Consider the following 26,100-nt stretch of genomic DNA (forward strand, 5'->3'; position numbering starts at 1 on the left):
TTAAAATGCACCGAAGAGTTTTGGAAAATATTTATATTAGCTAAAACCTTAATCATACCCAGATGCGACGTTTTCTTCTTATATTTTCCGCTCTTTTTTCCACTCTTTTCACTGCTCAGATAAAGCCGAATTTAATTCCTTATCCTCAAAGTCTAACCCTACAGGAGGGGAAGTTTATTATACCTAAAACTTTGATTCTGTATGATAAACTTCCGAAAGAAGAGACGGAATATTTCAGAAAACGCCTTGGGTCTCAGGTTAAATTTCAATCCAGCGGCAATACGGAAAAAGTTCATGTGATGCATATACTGATTCCACAGCCGAAAATTCCGATTAATCCTGAAAGTAAGAAAGAAAGTTATTCCATTGACATTTCTCCAAAAGGGATTTTTATAAGTTCGGATACCAAACAGGGCTATTTTCTTGCCCTTCAAACCTTGATTCAGCTTTTTGAAGAACATCAGGAAGATGGTGCTATTCCGGCTATGGAAATAAAAGACAGTCCTAAATTTGCCTGGCGCGGAATGCATCTGGATGTCTGCCGTCATTTCTTCAATGTGGATGAAGTGAAGCAGTACATCGATTATCTGGCTATGTACAAGCTGAATACCTTTCACTGGCACCTGACAGACGATCAGGGCTGGAGAATTGAAATTAAAAAATATCCGAAACTGACCGAAATTGGTTCAAAACGTAAAGAATCCATGATTGGAGCTTATGTAGACAATACATTTGACGGAAAACCTTACGGCCCCTACTTTTATACTCAGGAACAAATCAAAGACATTGTTAAATATGCCCAGCAGAGACATATCACCATCGTTCCGGAAATTGAAATGCCGGGACATGCGTTAGCTGCTTTGTCCGCATATCCCGAATTGGCCTGTACAAAAGGACCGTTTGAAGCGGCTACAAAATGGGGCGTTTTTGACGATGTGTTCTGCCCAAAAGAAGAAACATTCACCTTCCTGGAAAATGTTCTTGATGAGGTCATGAAATTATTCCCTTCCCAATACATCCACATTGGTGGTGATGAATGCCCGAAAACAAGATGGAAAGAATGCGCGCATTGCCAGGAATTAATTAAGAAAAATAATTTAAAAGATGAGCATGGTCTTCAAAGCTATTTCATCCACAGAATTGAAAAATATGTCAACAGTAAAGGCAGAAAAATCATTGGTTGGGATGAAATTCTGGAAGGTGGCCTTGCACCAAACGCAGCCGTGATGAGCTGGACAGGCGTGAATGGAGGAATTGAAGCCGCAAAATCAGGACATTTCGCAGTGATGACGCCCGGAGCGTATTGCTATTTCGACCATTATCAGGGAGATCCGCAGTCGGAGCCTAACGCTTTTGGTGGATTTACCCCTTTAGATAAAGTGTATTCTTACAATCCTATTCCTTCAGAGCTCAATGCGGAGCAGGCAAAATATATCATGGGTGTTCAGGCCAATTTATGGACAGAATATATCACAGATTTTAAACAGGTGCAATACATGATTTTCCCAAGGCTGATGGCACTTTCAGAAGTAGGATGGGGGACCGCAGACCCTAAAAATTATAAAGAATTTGAAAACAGGGTCATTAGCCAGTTCAAAGTGCTGGACAAAATGAAGGTGAATTATGCAAAAAGCATTTACAATATCTCCGGAAAAGTAATTCCTGGCGGCAACGGTATTTCTTATGAGCTTACGGTTTCACAGGACCCAAAAGGAATCCGATATACAACGGACGGAACAGATCCTACTCTGAATTCACAGATATATCAGGGACCCATTAATATTTCTAAATCTTTAACCGTTAAATCTGCCTATTTTGAGGATGGAAAACTGAAAAGTGCCGTTTCTGCACAGGAATTTACAGTTTCAAAAACGACAGGAAAAAAAATAACCTTAGAACAGCAGCCAAGTGAAAATTACTCTTTCGGAGGCGCTTTTACCTTAGTGGATGGAATTATCGGAAATACCAGACAGCTGGGTAAAACATGGCTTGGTTTTCAGGGGAAAGATGTCGTAGCGACTATTGATCTTGGTCAGAAGACAGGTTTTTCGGAAGTTTATTTCAATACTTTAGAAAATAAAGGAAGCTGGATCCATCTGGCGAAATCTGCACAGATCTTTATTTCCGACGACGGTAAGAATTTTAAAATGATCAAAGAGATTGGAAAAGACGAGATCCTTAGTTCAAAAGGAAAGATAAAATTAAACGTAGGAAGCCAGAACTCAAAATACATCAAACTCAAAATAGAAAACGCTGGTATTATTCCTGCGGGAAATCCCGGAGCCGACTCAAAAGCATGGCTATTTGTGGATGAAATTGGCGTAAATTAGCCAAAAGTTGAATGATTAATATGCAGAACGACGTCCTCTCCTCAGAATTTGCCACCTCACCCGAACTGGTTGAAAAACTGTATCAATACGGCATTCCCAAAAGCTATGCTGAAGGAGATAGTATTCTGGATGAAAATGCTTCCATACGCTCTATCCCGATTATTATGAAAGGGATGATCAAAGTGATCCGAACAGACGAGGACGGACGGGAAATCCTCCTCTATTACATAAAAACTGGAGAAAGCTGCATCATGTCTTTTCTGGGTGGAATGCACAATGAAAAAAGTATGGTAAAAGCCGAAGTGGAAGAAGATACCGAGATACTTTTCTTACCCGTAGATAAGGCTTCGCTGTTTATCAGAGAACATCCGGAATGGCTGGATTATATTTTTAAACTCTACCATAAACGTTTTGAAGAATTACTGGAAATCATCAACGCCATTTCTTTTAAAAAAGTAGATGAAAGACTTTTGAATCTTCTCAATAAAAAATCTGAACTTACCGGTTCCAAAACTATTGTCATCACCCATGAGCAGCTTGCCAACGAATTGGGTACCGTAAGAGTTGTCGTATCAAGACTGCTCAAACAATTGGAAGAATCCGGAAAATTAAAACTGGGTAGAAATAGAATTGCTCTTTTATAAGATCATACTAGTCCCGACCCAAGTATTTTACACCAAACGAAAATCTTAGATTTTCAAAGAACTTAAGTTTACTTCTATACGATACTATTTTAACTTTAAAATAAACTTAAGTTTGGAAAAACTTTTGCGCCTTTTGTGGTTAAAAAAGCCTCGTAAAAAATACCTTATGTAACAAAAGTAGCTGTAAGTTCTCTCAACTATCTTCATTTTTACAAAAAATAATTAAGAAAAAATGCTGGAAATTATAAAAGAACCCTGGCCATGGTATGTAGCAGGCCCTTTGATCGGACTTACCGTTCCCGCCTTATTGATTCTTGGAAATAAATCCTTCGGGATCAGTTCTTCATTAAGGCATATCTGCGCTGCATGTATTCCGGCCGGAATCAGTTTTTTCAAATACGACTGGAAGAAAGAAGCCTGGAATCTGTTTTTTGTGCTGGGAATTTTTTTCGGGGGAATGATTGCTTCTCATTTTCTCCTCAATACATCAGAAATTACCGTTCATCCGGAATTGAAAACCGAATTGGCAGGCTACGGCATTACAGATTATAGCAATCTGGTTCCTGTTCAGTTGATGAACTTTGAAAGTCTATTGACCCTTCGCGGATTCATCATGATGGTGGTCGGAGGATTTTTGGTAGGCTTCGGAACAAGATATGCCGGCGGATGTACAAGCGGACACGCCATCATGGGACTTTCCAATCTGCAATGGCCGTCATTGGTGGCAACGGTATGTTTTATGATCGGTGGTTTTATCATGGCCAATCTTGTCCTGCCATTTATTCTTTCCCTTTAAACTTTTAAATAAAATCAATTATGACAGATCATAAAGAAGCCGATATCCGTCATCAGGATACCAACTGTACGAATGAAAGCAGACTGAAGCATCGATGGTACTACAATCTGAAATATCTTTTGGCTGGAATTATCTTTGGAATTATTTTCGTGAAAGCTGAGGTAATCAGTTGGTTCAGAATCCAGGAGATGTTCCGCCTGCAGTCTTTTCATATGTATGGAATCATCGGAAGTGCCGTTTTGGTGGGAATGATTTCGGTTGGAGTCATCAAAAAATTCAATATCAAAACAATATATGGTGAACCTATAATCATACCTTCAAAAAAATTTAACAAAGGCCAGATCTACGGTGGATTGATCTTTGGTTTTGGCTGGGCCATTACCGGAGCATGTCCCGGACCACTTTTTGCCCAGATCGGGACGGGCGCATTGGCGGTGAGTGTAACCCTTCTCAGTGCAGTTGCAGGAACATGGGTATATGGTTATTTCAGGGATCAACTGCCACATTGATCATTAAAAAATAAGAAAAAGACTACAGAGCTGGTGCCGTGGTCTTTTTTCCTTTTATGCTAGCGGGAAAATTGCTAATTTGGAAGCCAAATACATCTCACATGCAAAGCAGACGAAACTTCATCAAAAAAACAGCCGCCGCTTCTCTGGCGCTTGCTGTAAATCCCCTGGATCTCATCGCTAAAGACTTACCCGATCATTCTAAAACAGTTGGAAAGCCAATCGTTCTCTCCACCTGGAATTTTGGTCTGAAAGCCAATGAAGAAGCCTGGACTATTCTTGGAAAAGGCGGAAAAGCGCTTGATGCAGTGGAAAAAGGAGTTCGTCTGGTAGAACTGGATCCTACAGAAAGAAGTGTAGGTTATGGCGGACGTCCGGACAGGGATGGAAGAGTGACTCTTGATGCCTGTATTATGGATGAAAACTATAATATCGGTTCCGTTGCATGTTTAGAGCATATCAAAAACCCTATTTCCGTGGCAAGATCGGTTATGGAAAAAACACCACACGTAATGCTGGTTGGAGACGGAGCTTTACAGTTCGCATTGTCACAAGGCTTTAAAAAAGAAAACCTCCTTACTCCCGAATCTGAAAAAGAATGGAGAGAATGGTTAAAAACCAGCGAATATAAACCGGTTGCTAATATTGAAAATCATGACACCATAGGAATGATCGCTCTTGACGCACAGGGAAACCTTTCCGGAGCCTGTACTACCAGTGGAATGGCGTTCAAAATGAATGGCAGAGTAGGAGATTCACCTATTATCGGTGCGGGTCTGTTTGTAGACAATGAAGTAGGAGCAGCTACGGCTACAGGGCATGGCGAGGAAGTGATCCGGACTGTAGGAACCCATCTTGTAGTTGAACTGATGAGACAAGGAAGAAATCCTCAGCAGGCCTGCAAAGAAGCAGTAGAAAGGATTGTGAATATAACTAAAAAAAGAAATAAAAATCTGAAAGATATTCAGGTTGGCTTTATCGCTTTAAATAAAAAAGGCGAGTATGGTTCTTACTGTATTCAGGACGGATTTAATTTCGCAGTCTATGATCAGAAAGGAAACCGTCTTGAAAAGCCGGAATTTGCCCTGAAATAAAAATATTTTCTTACCATTCAATAAAAAATAAATGTCAAAAATAGAAATAGCATGTTTCAATCCGGAATCAGCCATGATTGCTTTTGAAAACGGAGCAGACAGAATCGAATTATGTGACGGATTAAGCGAAGGCGGGACGACTCCCGATTTTGAAACAATGAAAGAGCTCAGAGCAAAAATTACTATTCCGATTTTTGTAATGATCAGACCACGTGGAGGAGATTTTACCTATTCAGAAGCTGAATTGGAGCAGATGAAAAAAGAATTGGTTCAGTTGAAATCTTTAGGTGCAGATGGTTTTGTTTTTGGGATCTTAGACCAAAATGATGAGGTGAATGTAGAACAGAATAAGGTTTTAGTTGAATTGGCAGATCCTCTTCCATGTACTTTTCACCGCGCTTTTGACCGCGCAACGAATCTTGAAGATTCTTTAGAAAAAGTAATTGACTGCGGTTTTAAAACGATCCTTACTTCAGGCCAGAAACCCAATGTTTCAGAAGGCAAAGAAAACCTGAAAAAACTGGTTGAACTTTCCAATGGCCGGATTGAAATTCTGGTTGGAGGCGGCCTTCGCTCTACCAATATTGAAGAAATCAGGGAATTTACCAATGCGGGCTATTTTCATTCTTCAGCAATCACGGATGGTGGTGCTTTTGCCATTGCGGATGAGGTTGTAGCTTTGAAAAATAAATAAAGCGGATTTTTAACGTAAAGTTTTATTTTAGAGAGCGTTTAGTTTTGAGGAAGGCAAAGAGTGCGACTCCGTCACTGATAAATCGGTCGGTATAAAGCGTCTACTTAATCAAATCAATGCTAATTGATTTCTTCTTTGTAGCCTTAGAATTTTGCATTATAAAAATCAATCTTTGCGTCATTATATGTCATGTTTTTTCACGCAAAGTTTTATTTTAAAGAGTGTTTAGTTTTGAGGAGGGCAAAGAGTGTGACTTCGTCACTGACGAAGCTAAACGGATAAGGCAGTCGCTTAATCGAATCAATGAAATTGATTCTGTCTTTGCAGCCTTAATGTATGCAGTATTATAGTAAAACTTTGCGTTAAATAATATTGTTTTTGTTTAGGGTAATGCAAAAGTGAGATTATACATAAGTAGGAGTTCAGTATAAAACGTCTGCTTAGTCGAATCAATGAAATTGATTCTGTCTTTGCAGCCTTAATGTATGCAGTATTATAGTAAAACTTTGCGTTAAATATATTGTTTTTGTTTAGGGTAATGCAAAAGTAAGATTATACATAAGTAGGAGTTCAGTATAAAACGTCTGCTTAGTCGAATCAATGAAATTGATTCCTTCTTTGCATCCTTCAATTATATAGTATTAAAATAAAACTTTGCGTTAAAAAACAAAGCACAAAAAATAAAAAACACAAATGAATGACAGAAAACGAATTATCCTACAAAATAATAGGAGCTGCCATTGAAGTTCACAGGAATTTGGGAGTCGGGTTATTGGAAAATGCCTATGAAACTGCTCTTGCATACGAATTGAAACAGCAGGGAATAGATGTACAACAACAAATATCTCTGCCTTTAAAGTATAAAGAAGTTACAATAGAAAACGCCTATAAAATTGATTTAATTATAGAAAATAAGGTTATTGTTGAAGTAAAAGCCGTTCTTGAGCTGCACCCTGTTTTTTATGCTCAGGTGTTGACTTATCTGAAACTAACGAATATTCAGCTAGGACTACTGATCAATTTTAATAGTGAACTTATCAAATACGGAATTCACAGAATTGTAAACAAGCTTATTAATGAATAAATCCATCCTTTTTGTTTTTCTTTTTATTCAGACTATGATGACTGCACAACTTACAGAACGAATTTTGTCTTCGGAGAAATGGCAGTTCAAAAATACAAAAGAGCAGGATTGGCTTTCTGCAAAAATTCCGGGTACCGTTCATCTGGATCTGATGGAGAATAAGGTAATTCCCGATCCTTTCAAAGATGAGAATGAAAAAAAGGTGCAATGGATAGAAAATGAGGATTGGGAGTATAAAACCACCTTTAAAGTATCTGCAAAAGAACTCAAACATAATCATATTGACCTGATTTTTAACGGACTTGATACCTTCTCAGAGATCTATCTGAACGGAAAACTGTTGAAAAAAACAGACAATATGTTCAGGAAATGGAATGTTCCCGTGAAAGAGTTTCTGAAGGAAGGAGACAATGAACTGAAGATTACATTTAAATCTGCAGTGAATGAAGGAAAGGAATTGGCTAAAAAAGTTCCGTTTACAATGCCGGAATCGCCCAGAAGCTTTGTAAGAAAGGCGCAGTATCAGTTTGGATGGGATTGGGGACCAAGATTGGTGACCGCCGGAATCTGGAAAGATATACAATTGGAGTCCTGGAATTTCGCAAAAATAGAGACTGTGAAATACCATCAGAATTTTTCAAATGAAGTTTTGGATTTTAATTTTGAAATAGAAATTAATGCACAGGAAGCCGGGGATTATCGTTTGAATATTAATCAATTGAACAAGACCGTTTCTCTTAAAAAAGGGATGAACACCATTCGTGTTCCTTATGATATGAGTGGGTTCAAGCTCTGGCAGCCCAACGGTTGGGGAGAGGCGAATCTTCATGATTTTAAAATCAAACTTTTAAAAAATAAGACTGCTTTAGACCAAAAAAATATAAAAGTAGGATTTAGAACGGTAGAACTGGTTCAGGAAAAAGATACCGCCGGAAAATCGTTCTATTTTAAAGTCAACGGAAAGCCTTTGTATGCTAAAGGAACCAACTGGATCCCTGCCGACAGTTTTTCACCCAGAATAACCAAAGAAAAGTACCGGAAACTGATTAAAGACATGAAAGAGGCCAATATGAATATGGTCCGTGTCTGGGGTGGCGGAATTTATGAAGATGACGAATTCTACAAAGCCTGTGACGAAAACGGTATTCTCGTTTGGCAGGATTTTATGTTTGCAGGAAGCTTTTATCCGGCTGATGAAGCTTTTTTAAACAACGTCAAAGAAGAAGTAAAAGATCAGGTGAACAGACTTCAGAATCATCCGTCCATTGCTTTGTGGTGTGGGAACAATGAAGTTGATGAAGCCATCGTCAACTGGGGATATCAGAAACAGTTCAAATATTCAAAAAACGATTCCCTACAGGTGTGGAAAGACTATAAAAAGCTGTTCCATGACGTGATTCCAAATGCGTTACAGCAAAATCTTACTCCTGAAAAAAATATCTACTGGCCAAGTTCGCCATCTATCGGTTGGGGACATAAAGAAAGCCTTACCGAAGGAGATTCTCATTATTGGGGAGTTTGGTGGGGAGAGCAGCCGTTTGAAATCTATAATGAAAAAGTAGGCCGTTTCATGTCTGAATACGGTTTTCAGGGAATGCCGAGTCTGGAAGCTACGAAGTCTATGTTTTCCGGAGCTCCCGATCTGAATTTGCAGAATCCTACCGTAAAAGCACATGAAAAACATGGCCGAGGATGGGAAATCATCAATGAATATATTAAAAGAGATTATCAACTTCCCACAGACTTTGTACAATACAATTACATTTCCCAATTGCTGCAGGCGAGTGGAATGAGAATCGCGGTTGAGGCTCATCGTCGTGCAAAACCCTATAATATGGGAACTTTATACTGGCAGCTGAACGATTGCTGGCCGGTGGTTTCATGGTCTTCCATTGATTATTTAGGAAACTGGAAGGCTCTTCAGTATCAGATGAAGCGAAGCTTTGAACAACAGGTGATTTTAACGGATGAAAATGATGGAAATTTAAATTTTTACGCCATTAATGATGGAATTAAGAATTTTGCTGATGCTAATTTGGAAATCAAAGCAGTGAATTTTGACGGAAAGGTTTTAAAAGAAGTCAAAGCATATTCAAAAGAAAAATCATTGGAAAGTATTCTGAAATTTGATCCGATTGAAATCAAAAATGTAATAACTGAATCTGAAAAAAATAGAACCTTTTTGCAACTTACCTTAAAAGACAAAGAAGGAAAAATAATAGTTATCAATACCCATTTCTTTGTTAAACCGAAAGATCTGCAGCTGACAAAACCAAATATCAAGATCAAAAGAATTTCTCAGGATGAAATTGAAATTTCCACAGATGTACTGGCAAAAGACGTTTATCTGATAGGAGATATTCATTTCAGTGATAATTTCTTCGACCTTCTTCCTCATACCTCGAAAAAGATCAAACTGTCAAAACCTCTGAAAAATATCGAAGTAATGAGCCTTTGGGATACCTTACAGAAATAAGAAAGTAATAAAACAAAAATCTGCATCATCAGCTGAATCTGCGGGAGCATAAAAAAACAAACCTCATAGGTTTTTAAAACCTATGAGGTTTATTATTTCCAAAGTTCAATATTAGCTTACCAGCAATCCGCAACATAAAATTTTATCAAAGATAAAATTTTTGCAAATCACAAGATAAATCATGAAACGAATAGTGCTTTGCTACATTTCAACAATAAAAAAGCCTTCCAAATACTACGGAAGGCTTCTTTCTATATAGAGTAAGTTGGTGCTAAAGACATTAATTTACTTTTCATATTAATTATTTTTGTGGTTTTGTAAAATTAATAATTTATTCAATATTTTGTGATTTATCATGTAAAAAATATTGAAAATTAATATTGGAAATTGATCATATTTAGGAATTAGATTAAGATAGAGTATTCTGTAAATGTGATGTTTATTGAGTTTAATGAAATATATTCGCTTTAAATTGATTTTAAATAAAAATAGATTTTTGTCATTAAAAATTACTTTTTGGAGGTCATAACTGAAAAATCAACCGTAACTTTGCGTAATATTTCTTACACATTATGGTAAATTTTGTTCTGATTGCAGTGTGTATTATCGCAGGAATGGTATTCAAGGCAACAAAATCTATCCATCCCGATGCCCACAAAGGAATTAACACCTGGATTCTTTATCTGGCCCTGCCCGCGGTATCCTTTAAATACCTGCCCAAAGTAAAATGGACCACAGAAATGCTATTCCCCATTATGGCTACCTTTCTGATCTCTGTTTTTTGCTTCTTCTTCATGATGTTTTACAGCAAAAGTAAAGGCTATTCCAGACGGTCCAGAAGCACATTGGAACTGACAAGCGGATACAGCAATACTTCCTTTGTAGGTTTTCCGCTGATCAGTGCTTTTTATGGTGAAAGTCTATTAAGCATTGCGATCATCTGTGACCAGACCATGTTTTTTGCCCTTTCCACCATGGGAATTATTGCGGCCGTAAAAGGAGGAAGCAGATCCGGTAAAGTAAGCGCTCTGTTTATTCTGAAAAGACTGATCACTTTTCCGCCATTAATTGGATGTATCGCAGCACTGACCTTATCACAATTTATTGATTTCACTGCTGCAGAGCCGTTTTTTGATAAACTGGCGGCAACAGTAAGTCCATTGGCATTATTCTCAGTTGGACTTCAATTGAAATTCAACGGATGGAAAAAACTGATTCCCCAGATGTCCGTTTCCATGCTCTATAAACTGATTTTAGCTCCGGCTATTGTACTTGGTCTGGCATTACTTCTTAATATAAAAGGAGATGTAGCAAAAATTACCGTATTTGAAGCCGCAATGCCTACAGTCGTCACCTCAAGCATTATTGCAGAACAGTTCAGGTTAAATACCAAGCTCACCAATCTGATCATCGGTTTCAGTATTCTTGTAGGATTTCTTACCTCTGCCGTCTGGTATCACATCACCGAATGGCTTTTCTAAAATAGGAGACCGAAACTTCCCTACGAGAACAAAAAATAATGACTATTGATTCGACTAAGCAAGCGTTTTACCCTGCAGCTTCATCAGCGACGCAGTCTAACTCTTTCCCTTCTTAAAATTAAACGTTCTTTAAATCAAACTTTGCATTTAAAAAATCATACAAATTAAAAATAATCTCTCGCAGATTATACAGATTCAGCAGAGGCTAATGTATTTTAAATCTGCATAATTTGCTCAATCCGCGAGAAACCTTTAGAATAATACGAGCATCCATATGATGTACATACGACAAACATATTCAATAGGAACGGGCTTTAGCCCGTTTAATTTCAATAATAACGCAAAACGGCTTTAGCCAAAATTTAAATTCACACAGTTCCTCGCAACAGCAGATACAATCTCAATAAAAAATTGCAGTTCTCTCAAGAAAAATCTAATTTTACACTTTAAAATTTTCCCTTGCAGTACGTCCAAATCGTTTTACCCCTTAATTTAAAAGGATCTTTCACCTATAAAGTCCCTGAAGAGCTGATGCCGGATATTCAGCCCGGAATGCGTGTGCTGGTGCCGTTTGGAGGCAAGAAAATCTATACGGGAATTGTTTTTGAACTTCACGACAATGCGCCTGAAAATTTTGTAGCCAAGGAAGTCATCAGTATTCTGGATGATCAGCCGATTCTTCCTGAAGAACAGATCAATTTCTGGAACTGGCTTTCAGATTATTATCTGTGCGGATTGGGGGAGATTTACCGTTTTGCATTTCCTTCTTCTTTAAAACTGGAAAGTGAGACTTATTTAAAATTAAAACCCAATATAACGGTTGATTTTGAAAATCTGGATGTCAATGAAATGTACCTGGTTCAGGCATTGGAAGTGCGTCAGTTAATTAATTTAACGGATATTGAAGCGTTCATTCCTAAAAAAGATATCATTAAAACGATCAATTCCCTGATCGATCTGCAGTATATTGAAATTGACGAAAAAATTGCGGAAAAATATAAAGCAAAGGAAGTCGCATATGTAAAGATTAATGATCAGGTTTTGGGTAACCAGAATCTGACGGAGATTCTTTTAAAACTGAACAAAGCTCCCAGGCAAAAGGATCTTTTCCTCGCTATTTTAGAAAAACAAACTGAGCATCCTGATATTCCGGTTAAGAAATCTGAACTGTTTGAGGATGGATATTTCGGAAGCTCCCATTTCAAATCGCTTGCAGATAAAAATCTTGTCGAAGAATATTATATGCAGAAAGACAGGATTGAGAGTTATGAAGGGGTTATTGAAGAGCTTGAAGAGCTTTCCGAGCAGCAGAAGGAGGCTAAAATTGAAATAGATGAAGCTTTTGAAGAAGGGAAAAATGTATTGCTGCATGGGGTAACTTCCTCTGGGAAAACCCATATTTATTTAGAGAAAATCGAAGAATGCATTCAGGAAGGGAAAAATGTCCTGTTTCTGCTTCCCGAAATTTCTCTGACCAAACAGATTACCCAAAGGCTGGAAAAAAAATACGGAAGACAGCTTGGTTTCTATCACCAGAAACTGACGGATTTTGAACGGGTAGAAGTCTGGAGAAGAATCAAACAGAACGATATCAAAATTCTCATAGGAACCCGAAATGCGATGTTTCTGCCGTTTAAAAATATTGGACTGATCGTTGTGGATGAAGAACATGATTCCGCATACAGGCCAAGAGAAGCTTCCCCTAATTTCAATGCGAAAGATGCTGCACTGGTTTTAGGAAATCTTTACGGAGCGGGTGTAATCCTCGGATCGGCAACGCCTTCGGTGGAAAGCTACTACAATGCAAGAAAAGATAAAATAAAATATATCTTCCTGAACGAAAGATTCGGGAATGTCAATCTGCCGGAATATGAACTCATCAACTTTAAAGAAGCCCAGGAATCTAAAAAGGTCTCCGGGAACTTTTCTTTACACTTGATAGATGAGATCAAAAAAACGGTGGATGAAAAAAATCAGGCCATTGTGCTTCATAACCGCCGCGGTTATGCCAATGTTATAGAATGTGAAACCTGCGGCTATGTCAATTACTGTTCGAACTGTGATGTTGTAATGACGTATCACAAGGCTGCGAATGAAATGAAATGCCATTACTGCGGACAGAGAGCCTCAAAACCGAGAAGCTGCCCGAAATGCCAGTCTGAAAACCTGAATGAAAGAGGAGTAGGTGTAGAGCAGATTCATGAAGAAGTATCTAAACTCTTTCCTGACCATGAAGTAGACCGGATGGATGTAGATTCCATGCGTAAGAAATTTGCGTATGAAAAGCTATACGAGAAAATTGAAGATGGTGAAACTGACATTATCGTAGGAACGCAGATGATTTCTAAAGGTCTTGATTTTGACCATATCGAACTGGTGACCATTCCAAAAGCCGATTCTCTGCTCTATGTGCAGGATTTCAGGGCTGAGGAAAGAGCCTACCAGCTGATCACGCAGGTATCCGGAAGAGCCGGAAGGGTTTCAGGAAAAGGGAAAATTTTAATTCAGACCTATAATCCCGATCATTCCGTTTTTCAGCTGATCAAGATGAATAATCCGGCGAAAATCTATAAATATATCCTTACCGAGCGTCAGAAATTCCACTATCCACCGTTCACAAAGCTCATTATGATCGAGCTGAAGCACCGGAAAGAAGACAAAGTGAACAGAGCTTCCCAGTTTTTAGGATCCATTTTAAGAAAATACCTTCCTGAAGAATGTGTTTTGGGACCTGAAAGAGCGCAGATTGCAAGGCTAAACAATTTATACCAATTCCAAATTATGCTTAAACTTCCACGCGGGAAAAAGTATGACGAATTCAAGAAGATGGTTTTGCTGAGTTTGAATGAATTTGATGAAATCACTGCTTATCAAAGTATTAAAAAAGACGTTTTAGTGGATTTTTAACATTTTTTAACAAACTTTAGGCTCTTTTATAAGACCTCTGTGACCCTTTATCTGACAATAATTTCTACTTTTGGTCGTTGATTAAGTGTTTGGCTCTTTAATTGGATGATTTAACTTATCATTTTTTATTGTGTCAAACTATGGAACCAAAAAAAGATAGATGGTAAATTACAGAAAATATATTTCAAGTGCAGCGGTATTGGCTTCTGGGTTTTTCCTTGCTCAATCTACCGTTTCTACCGTTCTTTACTCACAGGCTTACGATAATCAAAGAAGTACTTTGAATCTGCCTTCTCCCATTACTTCGGTAGCGGAGAAGACAATTTTGTCGGCCAAAGAGCTCGTAGACATAAATGTAAACACAATGATGGCGGATCCTGTGCTGAAAAATGCCAGTTGGGGATTCGTAGTGTATGACCCGAAAACGAAGAAGGTGATCTCTTCGTACAACGAAAATACTCCTTTAGTTCCGGCTTCTACTACCAAATTGTTAACTACGGAAACAGCATTGAACCTTTTAGGCGAAAACTACCGTTGGATGACGCAGCTGGAATATTCAGGGACTATTGATGAAAGTGGAGTTTTAAATGGAAACTTGTATCTGATAGGCAGCGGAGACCCTTCTTTAGGAACCAATAAAGCAGGAGCGTGGTCGTACAGAGACATTGTTTCAGACTTCATGAGCGGACTTTCCCGCGAAGGTATCAAAAAGGTAAATGGTGATATTATCATTCAGACAGCGCTTTTCAAAGGCAATATTACAATGCTTCCGGAAAATGTTGTATGGCTTGAAAACAATAATTACTACCTGCCTGTAGGAACTACCCGCGAGATCAATCCGGCAAACGAAAAGCTGATTGTGAAAAAATCAGGATTTGCTTCCGATAAAAAGTATTTCTACGTTTCTCCTTATGTAAACCAGATGGTGTATGCTGAAAAGTATGATGGAGACGGTGTTTTAACGACAAAACTTCCGGATGCTCCGGCTTATCTTGCCAATACGTTCAGAACGACACTGGTGAAAAGTGGAATTGGAGTAACAGGGAAAGTAACGCCAAAAATGACGGATGCAGCACCTGAAAGCAGAAAACTGGTAGCAGCTTATAAATCTCCTACATTAGGTGATATTGTATTCTATACCAACCAGCACAGTGACAATTCTCTTGCAGAAGCTTTACTGAAAACAGTAGGGTACCAGAAAATGGGCGACCAGACTTCTGAATCAGGAAGAATAGTCGTAACCAACCACCTTAAAAATGAAAGCTTCGATATGATCGGGCTGAATTATATGGATGGAAGCGGGCTGTCAAGAGGAAATAACGTAACGCCTATTTCCCAGGTGAAATTTCTGACTTCTTTAATGGATGAGAAATATTACAAAACCTATTTTACGTCACTGCCGGTAGGAGGACAGTCCGGAACACTGAAAAGAATGTTCATCGGAACCGGAAACGGACAGGTTTTTGCTAAAACAGGAACTTTAAATAAAGTGAAAACTTTAGCAGGATATCTTAAAACTAATTCAGGGAAGACGCTTGTGTTTTCTTTAATGGTCAATAATTACTCAGGATCTGTAGATATGGTGAAGAAAAGAATGGAAAAAATTCTTGAGCCGGCTCTCGATCTTTAAACAATATTTATTTTAATATTCTAAAAACCTTTTAATCCATGATTAGAAGGTTTTTTTTATCTTTGATTACATCTAATAACCTGAGTATGAGAAAATTTTATCTTTTAATCCTGAGCTTTTTAATCTCTCAGAATTATTTTAGCCAGAAACAGGAACCTAATATTGAAATGAAAGGGCTTATCGCAAAAGAAATGAATGCTTTTACGAAAAAGATGATCACCTACAATATCAACCCGAATACCTTAAATTACGATCTTCAGTACCAGAGAATGGATGTCAGTCTTGATCCTGCAGTATACAATATTTCGGGTTCCGTGACTTCTCATTTCAAGCCCACTCAGAATATGAGCAGCATTTATTTCGATCTTTCTGATATCATGGTGGTTTCTCAGGTGCAGTACCATGGAAGTAACCTGACGTTCCAGCAGCTTCCTACCAAAGAAGTGAAAATCGATTTTCCCGCTTCCATTCCTGCCAATACCCTTGATTCTCTGACGATCCACTACTCGGGAGCCCCGTCTGTGGGAAATGCGTTTACGACAACAACGCAAGGGGGAATTCCTATTTTATGTACTTTAAGTGAACCTTACGGCGCACAGGACTGGTTTCCCACGAAGCAGAGCATGAATGATAAAATTGAACGGTTTGATCTTAAAATCACCACACCTTCACAATACAATGTGGCTTCCAATGGAAAATTAATGTCGGAAACTACACTCCCCGGAAATCAGAAACTGACCTTCTGGAGAACGGCGTATCCTACAGCAGCCTATCTGATCGCTCTTTCTATTACCAATTTTGTTAAACTGAACGATACCATCGGGAATCCACCATTTCCGTTTGTGAATTACGTATATCCTTCCACGAATGCCAATGCCACCAGTATGGCCAATATCGAATGGACTAAACAGGTCATGAATACTTTTGAAACCTATTTCGGACCCTATCCTTTCCGGAACGAAAAATATGGGCATATGGAATTCAAATTCAATGGCGGAATGGAGCACCAGACCATGTCATCCATGGGTAGCTGGAGCAAACCGTTAATTGCTCATGAGCTGGCCCATCAATGGTTCGGAGATAAAGTGACCTGTGGCGCCTGGAATGATATCTGGCTGAATGAAGGTTTTGCAACATTCGGGGCTGGTCTTGCGAATGAAAAATTATTGATGACCAATGCTGAATTTAAGAATTTTCTGTTGGGAGAGATTAATAATATTACTTCTGTTCCCAATGGTTCTACTTACGTTCCGGATGCAGAGCTTTCAAGTGTAAGCAGAATTTTCAGCAACAGACTGACGTATGCAAAAGGGGCCTATATTCTGAGAATGATTAAATGGATTTTAGGAGACACCGCTTTCTATCAGGCCGTGAAAGACTATCACGGAAGACCGAACTTAGCCTACAGCTATGTAAGAACTGCAGATTTTAATGCTTCTCTGTTACAGTCTACAGGAAAAGATTTTGCAGGATTTTTTAATGACTGGTTATACGGTGAAGGATATCCAAGTTATACCACAAAATGGAAACAGACCGGAAACCAGATCTTTTTTAAAGTTTCACAAACCCAGAGTAGTCCATCGGTCAGCTTTTTTGAAATGCCATTACCTATTAAAGTCAACGGAACGGGAGGGGAGATTGCTTATTTTACATTGAATCATACCGCTAATAGTCAAGGATTTTTAGAAACCGTTTCTTTTCCGGTTGCCAGTGTTGAATTCAATTATGATTATCAGATTCTTGAGAAAAATTCTACCGTGCTTCAGGATAATACGTTAAGTGTTTCTTCCGTAGAAAAGGATGACTTCGCATTATATCCTAATCCGGCTAAGAATGAAATGTACGTAAAAGGAATTGGCAGAGCAGTTGATTATTCCATTCATGCTGTAGATGGGAAGTTGATCAGAAAATCGGTGTATCAGCCTGGAAAAACAATTGGAATTTCAGAGTTGGTTCCGGGGACTTATATTTTTACCATCAATGAGCAGCATATCAAATTTATAAAACAGTAAAAAATTCACTAAATAATCTATTTTACCTTCAATATAATTATGATAAGTGCTTTTAATTGTGAAGTAATGTAGTAATCTGTCTTTATTTTTGATTTAAAAAATTATATATTACTTAAGATATTGTGAAATAAATTTTTAAAAAAGACTATAAATACTGTAGTTTTTCATGTAAATGTTTGTTTTATCTATAAATTAACCTTTTAATCTTGGATTAGAAGGTTTTTATCTATATTTAACCGAATAATTTTTTGGGAAATGAAAACACTTTATCTTTTGATTCTGAGCGCCTTGCTGCCGCAAGTGATGTACAGCCAGAATACACATGATCACAATATTGAAATGAAAGGATTGATAGCAATGGAACAGAAATCCTTTGCTCATAAGATGGCCACTTACAATGTGAGTCCCAATACGCTGAATTACGATCTTCAGTATCAGAGAATGGACATCAGTCTGGATCCTGCAGTGTATAATATCTCAGGTTCTGTGACCTCGCACTTTAAGCCTAATCAGAATATGAGCAGCATCTATTTTGATCTTAACAGTACGCTTACTGTATCTCAGGTGAAATATCACGGAACGGATCTTACATTTCAGCAACTTTCTACAAAAGAACTGAAAATAGATTTTCCGGCTTCTATCCCAGCGAATACACTGGATTCCCTGACGATCAATTACTCCGGTGCTCCATCTTCGGCTAACAGTGCTTTTTTTAATGGAAATCAGGGCGGAACGGCTGTTCTGTCTACATTAAGTGAGCCTTATGGCGCACAGGATTGGTTTCCTACCAAGCAGAGTCTTAACGATAAAATTGAACGATTTGATTTTAAAATAACAACACCATCACAATATAACGTTGCTGCAAACGGTAAACTGATGTCTGAAACTACACTTCCGGGTTCAAAGAAACTGACCTTCTGGAGAACGGCATATCCTACAGCAGCGTATCTGATTGCCCTTTCGATTACCAATTTTACGAAATTAAGCAGTACCATCGGAAACCCGCCTTTTCCGTTTGTGAATTATGTATTCCCATCCACGGCTTCCAATACAAGTACAATGTCTAATATTGAATGGACGAAACAGGCGATGGATACATTTGAAACGTATTTTGGACCTTATCCTTTCCGTAATGAAAAGTACGGGCATATGCAGTTCCAGTGGGGAGGCGGTATGGAGCATCAGACCATGTCTTCTATGGGAAGCTGGAGTAGAAGTATTATCGCTCATGAGCTTGCTCACCAATGGTTTGGGGATAAAGTAACCTGTGCAACATGGAATGATATCTGGCTGAACGAAGGTTTTGCCACTTTCGGGGAACACCTGGCGAATGAAAAACTCTTAATGACCAATGCTCAGTTTATGAGTTTTCTGGTTGATGAAAAAAATACCATTACCAGTGCAACCGGAGGAAGTACTTATGTTTCAGATGCTGAACTTTCCAACTCAAACCGAATTTTCAGCAGCAGACTTTCCTATGCAAAAGGAGGATATATTGTAAGAATGATCAAATGGATTTTGGGTGATACCGCTTTCTACCAGGCTGTAAAAGATTATCACTCAAGACCGAATCTGGCCTATGGTTATGCAAGTACCGCAGATTTTAAAGCTTCATTTCTTCAGTCCAGCGGAAAAGACCTTACTGAGTTTTTTAATGACTGGCTATATGGTCAGGGATATCCAACATATAATATCAAATGGAGACAGACCGGAAATCAGATCTTCTTTAAAGCGGGACAGACGCAGAGTAATGCTTCTGTAAGCTTTTTTGAAATGCCGTTACCGATCAAAGTTAATGGAACAGGAGGGCAGACCGCTTATTTTGTTCTAAACCACACGACTAATAATCAGGGATTCCTTGAAACAGTTACTTTCCCTGTGGCGAGTGTTCAGTTTAATTACGAACATCAGATTCTGGACAAAAACTCTACGGTAGTTCAGGATAATACCTTAAGTGTGTCTTCCGTGGAGAAAGAAGAGTTTGCACTGTATCCGAATCCTGCCAAAAATGAGCTGTATTTAAAAGGAGTTGACAGAGCAATTGATTATTCCATTTATTCTATTGATGGAAAGCTGATCAGAAAATCAGTGTATCAGCCTGGTAAAGCGGTTGAAATTTCAGAACTGGTACCGGGAACCTATATTTTTACGGTTCAGGAGAAAAATATAAAATTTGTTAAACACTAAGATAGTCAGGAAGTTTGAAGATGGAAGAGGGAAGTGATTGAGTCTGAAATCAGAACTTCTACCTCTTATCTTAACGAATTTAGATTAAATAAAAAAACGGACCTTGAGTCCGTTTTTTGTTGTTTTTTGAAATAGGCAGTCACAAAATTAGTATCCACAAAAGGTCAAAACAGCTGAGAATTTAAATAAAAGTTTTAACAGCCGGAAAGAGGTTAAAAAAGCGGATAGTAAAAATAGTGAGCGCGTTCAGCAGATAGTATGGCGTACAGTAATTCCATTGTTAAAATAATTTAAGGTTAAACATATTGTGATGAAGTTTTTATATCAGGAAGCTTCTGTGTTTTCTGGCAGCCCGGGTAGCTCTTTTTCTGGCTGTTTTTACTTTGTACCGAAACCATTTTTCTTTGAAGAGTTTGCGCATCATATTATCAAAATTCCTGGTCACGACCATATTTTTGAAGCCGCGCCATTTTTCAAGAAGGCTTGAAGGAAGTGCTCTTACAGAAACGGAGTAACCTTCGGTTTCATATTGTATATAATGCCACCAGCCGGAAGGGATGTAGAGCGTTTCGCCCGGATTCAACAGTGCTTCATAGCCGTTTAAATAGAGGAGGGCCGGGAATTCTCTGTAGTCGGGATCTTTGATATTGGGTAAACTATGAAAATTGTAAGGCAGTTTATACATCAGATCCGATTGCTCCCACGGAAAAAGCCAGATTCTTTTGATGCCGTGAAACTGAGTAATGAAAACATGGGACATATCAATATCAATGTGGTTTCTGGTAATGGATCCTTCGCCACCGAAGAACATGAAAGGAAGCCATTTCAGTATTTTGCCGTTCGTCACATCGTTATAATGGAGGTCGTCTTTAAGCTCCGGTTTGATATTAAGCAGATTGAATAAAAACAGTCTGTGCTCTGTAGGCGTTGTACTGATCAGGTCAAGATAGTCTGAAAATGTGGTTTGTCCGATCGGGCTGCTGGCCACTCTGTCCAGAGATTCCAGCTCGCTTCCGTAGATGTTCACTTTATGATTTCCTGCTATTTCCTTGAAGTATTTATAATTCCACTTTTTAAAAGCAGGACTTCCGGGATCGATAAAATCTTCCATAATAACAGGAAGACGTGGCTTCATATAATTCTGTATAAAGCTTCGGGAACTTAGTGTCTTTACTTTTTCTATCGGAGTCAGTCTCATATTCCTCAGTTTAGATCACAAATATAATTATTATCCTATTAAATTAGTAGACTAATTGTGTTAAAACTGAATTTGAACCCTATTTTTAGAATTAAACTTTTAAAAGCTGATATTTTAACACCTTTTTATTAAATTAGCGCATCTAAAAAATTACTAAAAAATGATCTCTGAAAAATATCTTCAACATTTACAGAACGAACTGCAAAACATTGAAAATGACGGTCTTTATAAAAGAGAAAGAATCATCACTTCCCAGCAGAGCGCAGAAATAGAAGCTAACGGAAAGAAGCTTTTAAACTTTTGTGCCAATAATTATCTGGGTCTGTCCAACAATCCGGAGGTGATGAAGGCCTCTCAGGACATGATAGAGTCGCATGGTTACGGTATGTCATCTGTACGTTTCATCTGCGGAACACAGGATATTCACAAGCAATTAGAGAAAAAAATCGCGGATTTCTTAGGTCTTGAAGACACGATTTTATATGCGGCATGTTTTGATGCGAACGGAGGTGTTTTTGAACCTTTATTTACTGAAGAAGATGCGATTATTTCAGACGAACTGAACCATGCTTCAATTATTGACGGGGTACGTCTTTGTAAATCGGCAAGATACCGTTATAAAAATAACAATATGGCAGATCTGGAAGCACAGTTAATCGCTGCTTCTGAAAAAGATCACCGTTTCAAAATCATCGTTACCGACGGCGTTTTCTCTATGGATGGTATTGTAGCTGATCTGAAAGGCGTATGTGACCTTGCAGACAAATACAATGCATTAGTAATGGTAGATGATTCTCACGCTACAGGTTTCATCGGAAAAACAGGCCGTGGAACACACGAAGCCAATGAAGTAATGGGCAGAGTGGATATTATCACGTCTACGTTAGGAAAGGCTTTAGGTGGTGCTTTAGGCGGATTTACTTCCGGTAAAAAAGAGATCATCGATATGCTGAGACAGCGTTCCCGTCCTTATTTATTCTCGAATTCATTAGCACCTGGTATCGTAGGAGCAGCATTGAAAGTTTTGGATATGATCTCTGATGACACTTCACTTCGTGATAAGGTGATGGAAAACGCAGAATATTTCAGAAAAGAAATGGTGGCCAAAGGATTTGATATTCCTGAAGGTGATGCTGCCATTGTTCCGGTGATGTTGTACGACGCCCCTCTTGCTCAGAAAATGGCTGAAAAGCTTATGGATGAAGGGATTTATGTAATCGGGTTCTTCTATCCTGTAGTACCGAAAGGAAAAGCAAGGATCAGAGTACAGCTTTCTGCAGCTCACACCAGAGCACACCTTGACAAAGCGATTGCTGCTTTTGAAAAAGTAGGTAAAGAGCTTGGTGTGATTTCTTAATTAAAATAGTATATTATTTAAAACAGGTTTTATGAAAAAAATACTTCTGATCATCGGTTTTGTATGTTTTCAAAGTTTCTCTGCACAGAGCATTATGGATTTCGATCTTAAAAATGTAGAACTGCAGGGCATGAAACCTGCGACAATAGATAAAGAAATGAAAGATATCGGGATTACAAAAATCCCTTTTGTGACGGATAATCCCGATATTATTTCAAAAATAGAAGGTCCGGAAACGGCAGCTACCATTAAAAATTTCTACACCTTTACGTACAATAACGCTAAAAAGGATGATGGTGGAGTCATGGTTTATGAGTTTAAAACAAAAACGGATCTGGATGTATTTCTTGCCAAAAACTATGAACAGTCCAACAGCAGGACTTTAGTAAAAGGTTTGTTTTGCATTAATATCTGGAGCGATTACGGTCTGCATGTAAAAGGGAAGGAAACCAGTGAAGACCATCTGAACAAGCTGGAAAAGTATTACACAAACCTCGGTGCGAAAAGAGTAAAGCTACAGGAAATGCAGCCTGTTGACGCCACCGATCAATAATTTTTTATATCTACTGATGCTTTATACAATAATCAAAGCACTGCATATCATCTTTATGGTAAGCTATTTTGCGGGAATTTTTTATCTCGTAAGAATTTTCGTTTACTATAAGGATACGGACGAATTTGCTGAAGAAAAAAAGAAAATCCTTAGAGAACAGTATACTTTCATGGCCAGAAGGCTTTGGAATATCATTACCGTTCCGGCAGGTGTGATAATGGCAGTTTGCGGAATTGTGATGATCTTTCTTAATACCGGGCTGATGAAAATGCCGTGGTTCCATTTAAAACTTACTTTCCTGATCGGTCTTGCCGTTTATCATTACTGGTGCTGGAAAAAAGTACTGAAACTGAAAGAGTTGAACGGACAAACCATCGAAACGCCTAATATCAAACTGAGACAGGCCAACGAGATCGCTACATTTCTTCTGTTCCTTGTGGTATTTACCGTGATCCTTAAATCTTCAGTGATTGAGTACTGGTGGCAATTAATCGCCGGATTTTTCGTTCTTGTATTTCTGATCATGATGACGGTGAAACTCGTTAATAAAAAAAAGAAGGACTAAAGAGTTATAAGTTAAGAGTTATGAATGATGAGTTTTTTTGCTACCTGCTACCTGCTACCTGCTACCTGCTACCTGCTACCTGCTACCTGCTACCTGCTACCTGCAACCTAAACTCTAACCCCTAAATAAAACTATGATTGCAATTTTAAAGAAGGAACTTTGGAGTTACTTTGGAAACTGGAGCGCGTGGGTCATTATCGGCGCATTCAGTCTGATTACCGCTCTTTTCCTGTTTTTTTTCGAGAATGATTCTAATATTTTCGACATCGGAATGGCCTCTCTGCAGAGCTATTTCGTACTCGTTCCATGGCTGCTGATGTTTATTATGCCTGCATTGTCTATGAAGACTTTTGCGGAAGAACAGCAGACGGGAACCCTGAACTGGTTGTTTTCGCAGCCTTTAAAAGTTTCAGACTTGGTAACAGGGAAGTTTCTTTCAGTGTGGATTGTTGGGGTTTTATGCCTGATTCCGTCACTGATTTATCTTTATACCGTATATGTTTTAGGCGTTCCGGCCGGGAATATTGACCTTGGAATGACCTTCGGAAGCTATATCGGACTGATCGTGCTGATTGCAGCATTCTCAGGCGTTGGAATTCTGGCTTCTTCCTTATCACAGAATCAGATCATGGCTTACCTTTTGGGCGTTTTCATGTGTTTCATCATGTACTTTGGGATAGAGCAGCTGGCGAGCTACAAGCTTTTGGGCGGTGCCGATTTTGTTCTTCAGAATATAGGTTTTTATCAGCATTTTTTGGGCTTTACCAGAGGTCTTATCGATTTTAAAGATGTGGCTTATTTTATTCTGATCATCGGTGCTACGTTATTATTGTCCAACCATTTTATCTCTAAAAAGAAGTAGTATGATGAAGAAGTTCAATATTAAATCTCCATTAGGGATTTTCCTGATCGCCATAGTGCCTTTGGTGATTCTGCTTACGTATTCGGGAATCAGATTAGACTTAACAAAAGAAAAAAGATATACGCTTTCGGACAGTACGGTAAAAGTGCTGGAATCTGTGAAAAAGCCGCTCACAGTAGATGTTTATCTGGAAGGAGATTTTCCGGCAAGCTTTAAACAGCTTCAGAGCGAAACCAGATTTATGCTGGAAGAGTTCAGAAAAATCAATCCGAAGATCGATTTTAAATTCATCGATCCTATTAAAACAAAAATGTCTAAGGACACGCTGATGGCGATGGGGATGCAACCTTCTGTTCTTCCGGATGTAAAAGATGGTAAGATTACACAGATTACGCTTTTCCCTTATGCTGTGATCAAATATGATAAAAGAGGAGTGTCTATCCCGTTGGTGGTACAGCAGGCGGGAATAGATGCAGATCAGCAGCTGACCAGATCTATTGAAGGTCTTGAATACAGTCTGGTTTCCAATATCAAGAATATCGCAGCGGATAAGAGAAAGAAAGTCGGAATCCTGGTAAATCAGGATGAGCTTGGTCCTGAAGAATTCCATGGTTTTATGCAATTGGCGCTGGAAAATTATGATGCAGGTCCAGTAGTCCCAAAAAATCAGACAGAACTTACTCTTGAAGATCTTCCGTTACTGAAGCAGATGAGCGCTTTAGTGATTGCAAAACCTAGAAAAGCATTTACAGATAATGAAAAAGTAATCCTTGACCAGTTTATTATGAACGGTGGGAAAACCCTTTGGATGATCGATGCCGTAAACGCTGAAATGGATACGCTGACAAGATCTCAGAAAGTAATGCCTTTCCCTGTAGATATCAATATGACGGATTTCTTTTTCAATTATGGAATCAGAATCAATCCGGCGTTGGTGAAGGATGTAAAGAAATTTGCCCTGCTGAAACTGGTAACGGGTGAAGTAGGAGGGAATCCTCAGTATACAAGCCTTCCATGGCCGTATTTCCCACTTGGAATTGCTGAAAATGATAATCCGATTACGAAAAATATCAACCCTGTAAAATTTGAATTCCCGACTTCCATCGATACATTAGGCGGAAGGAAAAACATCAAAACAAAGGTTCTTTTCGAATCCAGTGAGAGAACGCTTCTGAAGCAGGTTCCCAACTATGTGGATCTTAAAGAAATTGCCAGTGTAGACAGTCTTGGCCAAATGGAAAAACCAAGCAGACCTAAGATTTTTGCTGTTGCACTGGAAGGGAAATTCAACTCTGCCTACGCATCAAGGATTGAAAGAAAAGGATATCCGGGTTTCAAAAGCCAGAGTACTGAAAACAAAATGATCATAATTGCTGACGGAGATGTCGGAAGAAATAAAATGCACAAAGGTGAGCCGCTTCCGATGGGAATTGACCGTCTGACGAATCAGGAGTTCGGAAACGAACAGTTCCTGAGAAATGCGTTGGATTATCTCTTGGACGACAGCAATCTGATGGCACTTAGAAACAGAAACATTGAAGAACGACTTCTCGACAGAAACCGTATCACGGAAGAAAAAGCAAACTGGCAATGGCTGAATCTACTGCTGCCTTTAGTGGTAATCGGTCTTCTGGGAGGATTATTCTTCTGGATGAGGAAAAGAAAGTTTGGATAGAATATATAAAAACCACCGTGAAAAACGGTGGTTTTTTATTTTTGGA

The 26,100-nt window shown here is 38.6% G+C and carries 19 protein-coding genes; 18 read left to right on the forward strand and 1 reads right to left on the reverse strand.

The features are described 5' to 3' along the window. Positions 1-62 precede the first annotated feature (62 nt). The 13 genes from BM143_RS09765 (at position 63) to BM143_RS09825 (ending at position 19,844) form a co-directional block, all read left to right on the forward strand. Positions 63-2,330 (forward strand): glycoside hydrolase family 20 protein, encoded by a 2,268-nt coding sequence (locus BM143_RS09765; RefSeq protein ID WP_090024297.1) that lies wholly within the window; start codon positions 63-65, stop codon positions 2,328-2,330. A gap of 20 nt (positions 2,331-2,350) precedes the next feature. Next, entirely contained in the window at positions 2,351-2,974 is a 624-nt protein-coding gene (locus BM143_RS09770) for a Crp/Fnr family transcriptional regulator (protein ID WP_090024465.1), read from the forward strand. A 232-nt stretch (positions 2,975-3,206) separates the two neighbouring features. After that, complete coding sequence (locus BM143_RS09775; protein ID WP_090024298.1) at positions 3,207-3,770, forward strand: YeeE/YedE family protein; 564 nt, start codon at positions 3,207-3,209, stop codon at positions 3,768-3,770. A gap of 20 nt (positions 3,771-3,790) precedes the next feature. Then, a complete protein-coding gene (locus BM143_RS09780) occupies positions 3,791-4,279 on the forward strand; it encodes a DUF6691 family protein (protein ID WP_090024299.1) in 489 nt (162 codons plus the stop codon). Positions 4,280-4,380: 101 nt separating this feature from the next. Then, positions 4,381-5,373 (forward strand): isoaspartyl peptidase/L-asparaginase family protein, encoded by a 993-nt coding sequence (locus tag BM143_RS09785; protein ID WP_090024300.1) that lies wholly within the window; start codon positions 4,381-4,383, stop codon positions 5,371-5,373. Between the two features lie 31 nt (positions 5,374-5,404). Further along, on the forward strand, positions 5,405-6,067 hold the full coding sequence (locus BM143_RS09790; protein WP_090024301.1) for a copper homeostasis protein CutC: 663 nt from the start codon (positions 5,405-5,407) through the stop codon (positions 6,065-6,067). Positions 6,068-6,764: 697 nt separating this feature from the next. Then, the gene (locus BM143_RS09795) at positions 6,765-7,151 is read left to right on the forward strand and encodes a GxxExxY protein (RefSeq protein ID WP_090024302.1); all 387 of its coding nucleotides are present in this window, start codon (positions 6,765-6,767) and stop codon (positions 7,149-7,151) included. Further along, complete coding sequence (locus BM143_RS09800) at positions 7,144-9,627, forward strand: beta-mannosidase (protein ID WP_090024303.1); 2,484 nt, start codon at positions 7,144-7,146, stop codon at positions 9,625-9,627. Before BM143_RS09795 ends, BM143_RS09800 begins: the two co-directional genes overlap by 8 nt. Before the next feature lie 572 nt (positions 9,628-10,199). After that, positions 10,200-11,108 (forward strand): AEC family transporter, encoded by a 909-nt coding sequence (locus BM143_RS09805; protein WP_090024304.1) that lies wholly within the window; start codon positions 10,200-10,202, stop codon positions 11,106-11,108. Positions 11,109-11,567: 459 nt separating this feature from the next. After that, complete coding sequence (gene priA, locus BM143_RS09810; RefSeq protein WP_090024305.1) at positions 11,568-14,015, forward strand: replication restart helicase PriA; 2,448 nt, start codon at positions 11,568-11,570, stop codon at positions 14,013-14,015. 160 nt (positions 14,016-14,175) lie between these two features. Then, positions 14,176-15,645 (forward strand): D-alanyl-D-alanine carboxypeptidase/D-alanyl-D-alanine endopeptidase, encoded by a 1,470-nt coding sequence (gene dacB, locus BM143_RS09815; protein WP_052202266.1) that lies wholly within the window; start codon positions 14,176-14,178, stop codon positions 15,643-15,645. 86 nt (positions 15,646-15,731) lie between these two features. Then, on the forward strand, positions 15,732-17,657 hold the full coding sequence (locus BM143_RS09820; RefSeq protein ID WP_090024306.1) for a M1 family aminopeptidase: 1,926 nt from the start codon (positions 15,732-15,734) through the stop codon (positions 17,655-17,657). Positions 17,658-17,912: 255 nt separating this feature from the next. Then, positions 17,913-19,844, forward strand: coding sequence for a M1 family aminopeptidase (locus BM143_RS09825; protein WP_090024307.1), 1,932 nt, complete (start codon positions 17,913-17,915; stop codon positions 19,842-19,844). A gap of 319 nt (positions 19,845-20,163) precedes the next feature. Here the strand turns inward: BM143_RS09825 and BM143_RS09830 are convergent, their stop codons facing one another. Then, entirely contained in the window at positions 20,164-21,042 is an 879-nt protein-coding gene (locus BM143_RS09830) for a cupin-like domain-containing protein (protein ID WP_090024308.1), read from the reverse strand. A 160-nt stretch (positions 21,043-21,202) separates the two neighbouring features. Between BM143_RS09830 and kbl the strand changes: the two genes are divergently transcribed. The 5 genes from kbl to gldG all read left to right on the forward strand — a co-directional run bounded on the left by kbl (position 21,203) and on the right by gldG (position 26,054). Continuing rightward, entirely contained in the window at positions 21,203-22,399 is a 1,197-nt protein-coding gene (gene kbl / locus BM143_RS09835; RefSeq protein ID WP_090024309.1) for a glycine C-acetyltransferase, read from the forward strand. Positions 22,400-22,430: 31 nt separating this feature from the next. Further along, complete coding sequence (locus tag BM143_RS09840; RefSeq protein ID WP_090024310.1) at positions 22,431-22,952, forward strand: hypothetical protein; 522 nt, start codon at positions 22,431-22,433, stop codon at positions 22,950-22,952. Between the two features lie 16 nt (positions 22,953-22,968). After that, positions 22,969-23,517 carry a CopD family protein gene (locus tag BM143_RS09845; protein WP_090024311.1) on the forward strand — a complete coding sequence of 183 codons (549 nt, stop codon included), beginning with the start codon at positions 22,969-22,971 and terminating at the stop codon, positions 23,515-23,517. Between the two features lie 133 nt (positions 23,518-23,650). Continuing rightward, the gene (locus tag BM143_RS09850; RefSeq protein ID WP_090024312.1) at positions 23,651-24,379 is read left to right on the forward strand and encodes an ABC transporter permease; all 729 of its coding nucleotides are present in this window, start codon (positions 23,651-23,653) and stop codon (positions 24,377-24,379) included. A 4-nt stretch (positions 24,380-24,383) separates the two neighbouring features. Then, on the forward strand, positions 24,384-26,054 hold the full coding sequence (gene gldG / locus BM143_RS09855; RefSeq protein WP_090024466.1) for a gliding motility-associated ABC transporter substrate-binding protein GldG: 1,671 nt from the start codon (positions 24,384-24,386) through the stop codon (positions 26,052-26,054). Positions 26,055-26,100 lie beyond the last annotated feature (46 nt).

This window comes from Chryseobacterium oleae, from assembly GCF_900115055.1.
In the GTDB taxonomy this organism is placed as follows: Bacteria; Bacteroidota; Bacteroidia; order Flavobacteriales; family Weeksellaceae; genus Chryseobacterium; species Chryseobacterium oleae.

Bases quoted from the DNA above. Each gene is read 5' to 3' on its own strand.
- BM143_RS09765 (WP_090024297.1), top strand. From the start codon at position 63: ATGCGACGTTTTCTTCTTATATTTTCCGCTCTTTTTTCCACTCTTTTC.
- BM143_RS09770 (WP_090024465.1), top strand. From the start codon at position 2,351: ATGCAGAACGACGTCCTCTCCTCAGAATTTGCCACCTCACCCGAACTG.
- BM143_RS09775 (WP_090024298.1), top strand. From the start codon at position 3,207: ATGCTGGAAATTATAAAAGAACCCTGGCCATGGTATGTAGCAGGCCCT.
- BM143_RS09780 (WP_090024299.1), top strand. From the start codon at position 3,791: ATGACAGATCATAAAGAAGCCGATATCCGTCATCAGGATACCAACTGT.
- BM143_RS09785 (WP_090024300.1), top strand. From the start codon at position 4,381: ATGCAAAGCAGACGAAACTTCATCAAAAAAACAGCCGCCGCTTCTCTG.
- BM143_RS09790 (WP_090024301.1), top strand. From the start codon at position 5,405: ATGTCAAAAATAGAAATAGCATGTTTCAATCCGGAATCAGCCATGATT.
- BM143_RS09795 (WP_090024302.1), top strand. From the start codon at position 6,765: ATGACAGAAAACGAATTATCCTACAAAATAATAGGAGCTGCCATTGAA.
- BM143_RS09800 (WP_090024303.1), top strand. From the start codon at position 7,144: ATGAATAAATCCATCCTTTTTGTTTTTCTTTTTATTCAGACTATGATG.
- BM143_RS09805 (WP_090024304.1), top strand. From the start codon at position 10,200: ATGGTAAATTTTGTTCTGATTGCAGTGTGTATTATCGCAGGAATGGTA.
- dacB (WP_052202266.1), top strand. From the start codon at position 14,176: ATGGTAAATTACAGAAAATATATTTCAAGTGCAGCGGTATTGGCTTCT.
- BM143_RS09820 (WP_090024306.1), top strand. From the start codon at position 15,732: ATGAGAAAATTTTATCTTTTAATCCTGAGCTTTTTAATCTCTCAGAAT.
- BM143_RS09825 (WP_090024307.1), top strand. From the start codon at position 17,913: ATGAAAACACTTTATCTTTTGATTCTGAGCGCCTTGCTGCCGCAAGTG.
- BM143_RS09830 (WP_090024308.1), bottom strand. From the start codon at position 21,042: ATGAGACTGACTCCGATAGAAAAAGTAAAGACACTAAGTTCCCGAAGC.
- kbl (WP_090024309.1), top strand. From the start codon at position 21,203: ATGATCTCTGAAAAATATCTTCAACATTTACAGAACGAACTGCAAAAC.
- BM143_RS09840 (WP_090024310.1), top strand. From the start codon at position 22,431: ATGAAAAAAATACTTCTGATCATCGGTTTTGTATGTTTTCAAAGTTTC.
- BM143_RS09845 (WP_090024311.1), top strand. From the start codon at position 22,969: ATGCTTTATACAATAATCAAAGCACTGCATATCATCTTTATGGTAAGC.
- BM143_RS09850 (WP_090024312.1), top strand. From the start codon at position 23,651: ATGATTGCAATTTTAAAGAAGGAACTTTGGAGTTACTTTGGAAACTGG.
- gldG (WP_090024466.1), top strand. From the start codon at position 24,384: ATGAAGAAGTTCAATATTAAATCTCCATTAGGGATTTTCCTGATCGCC.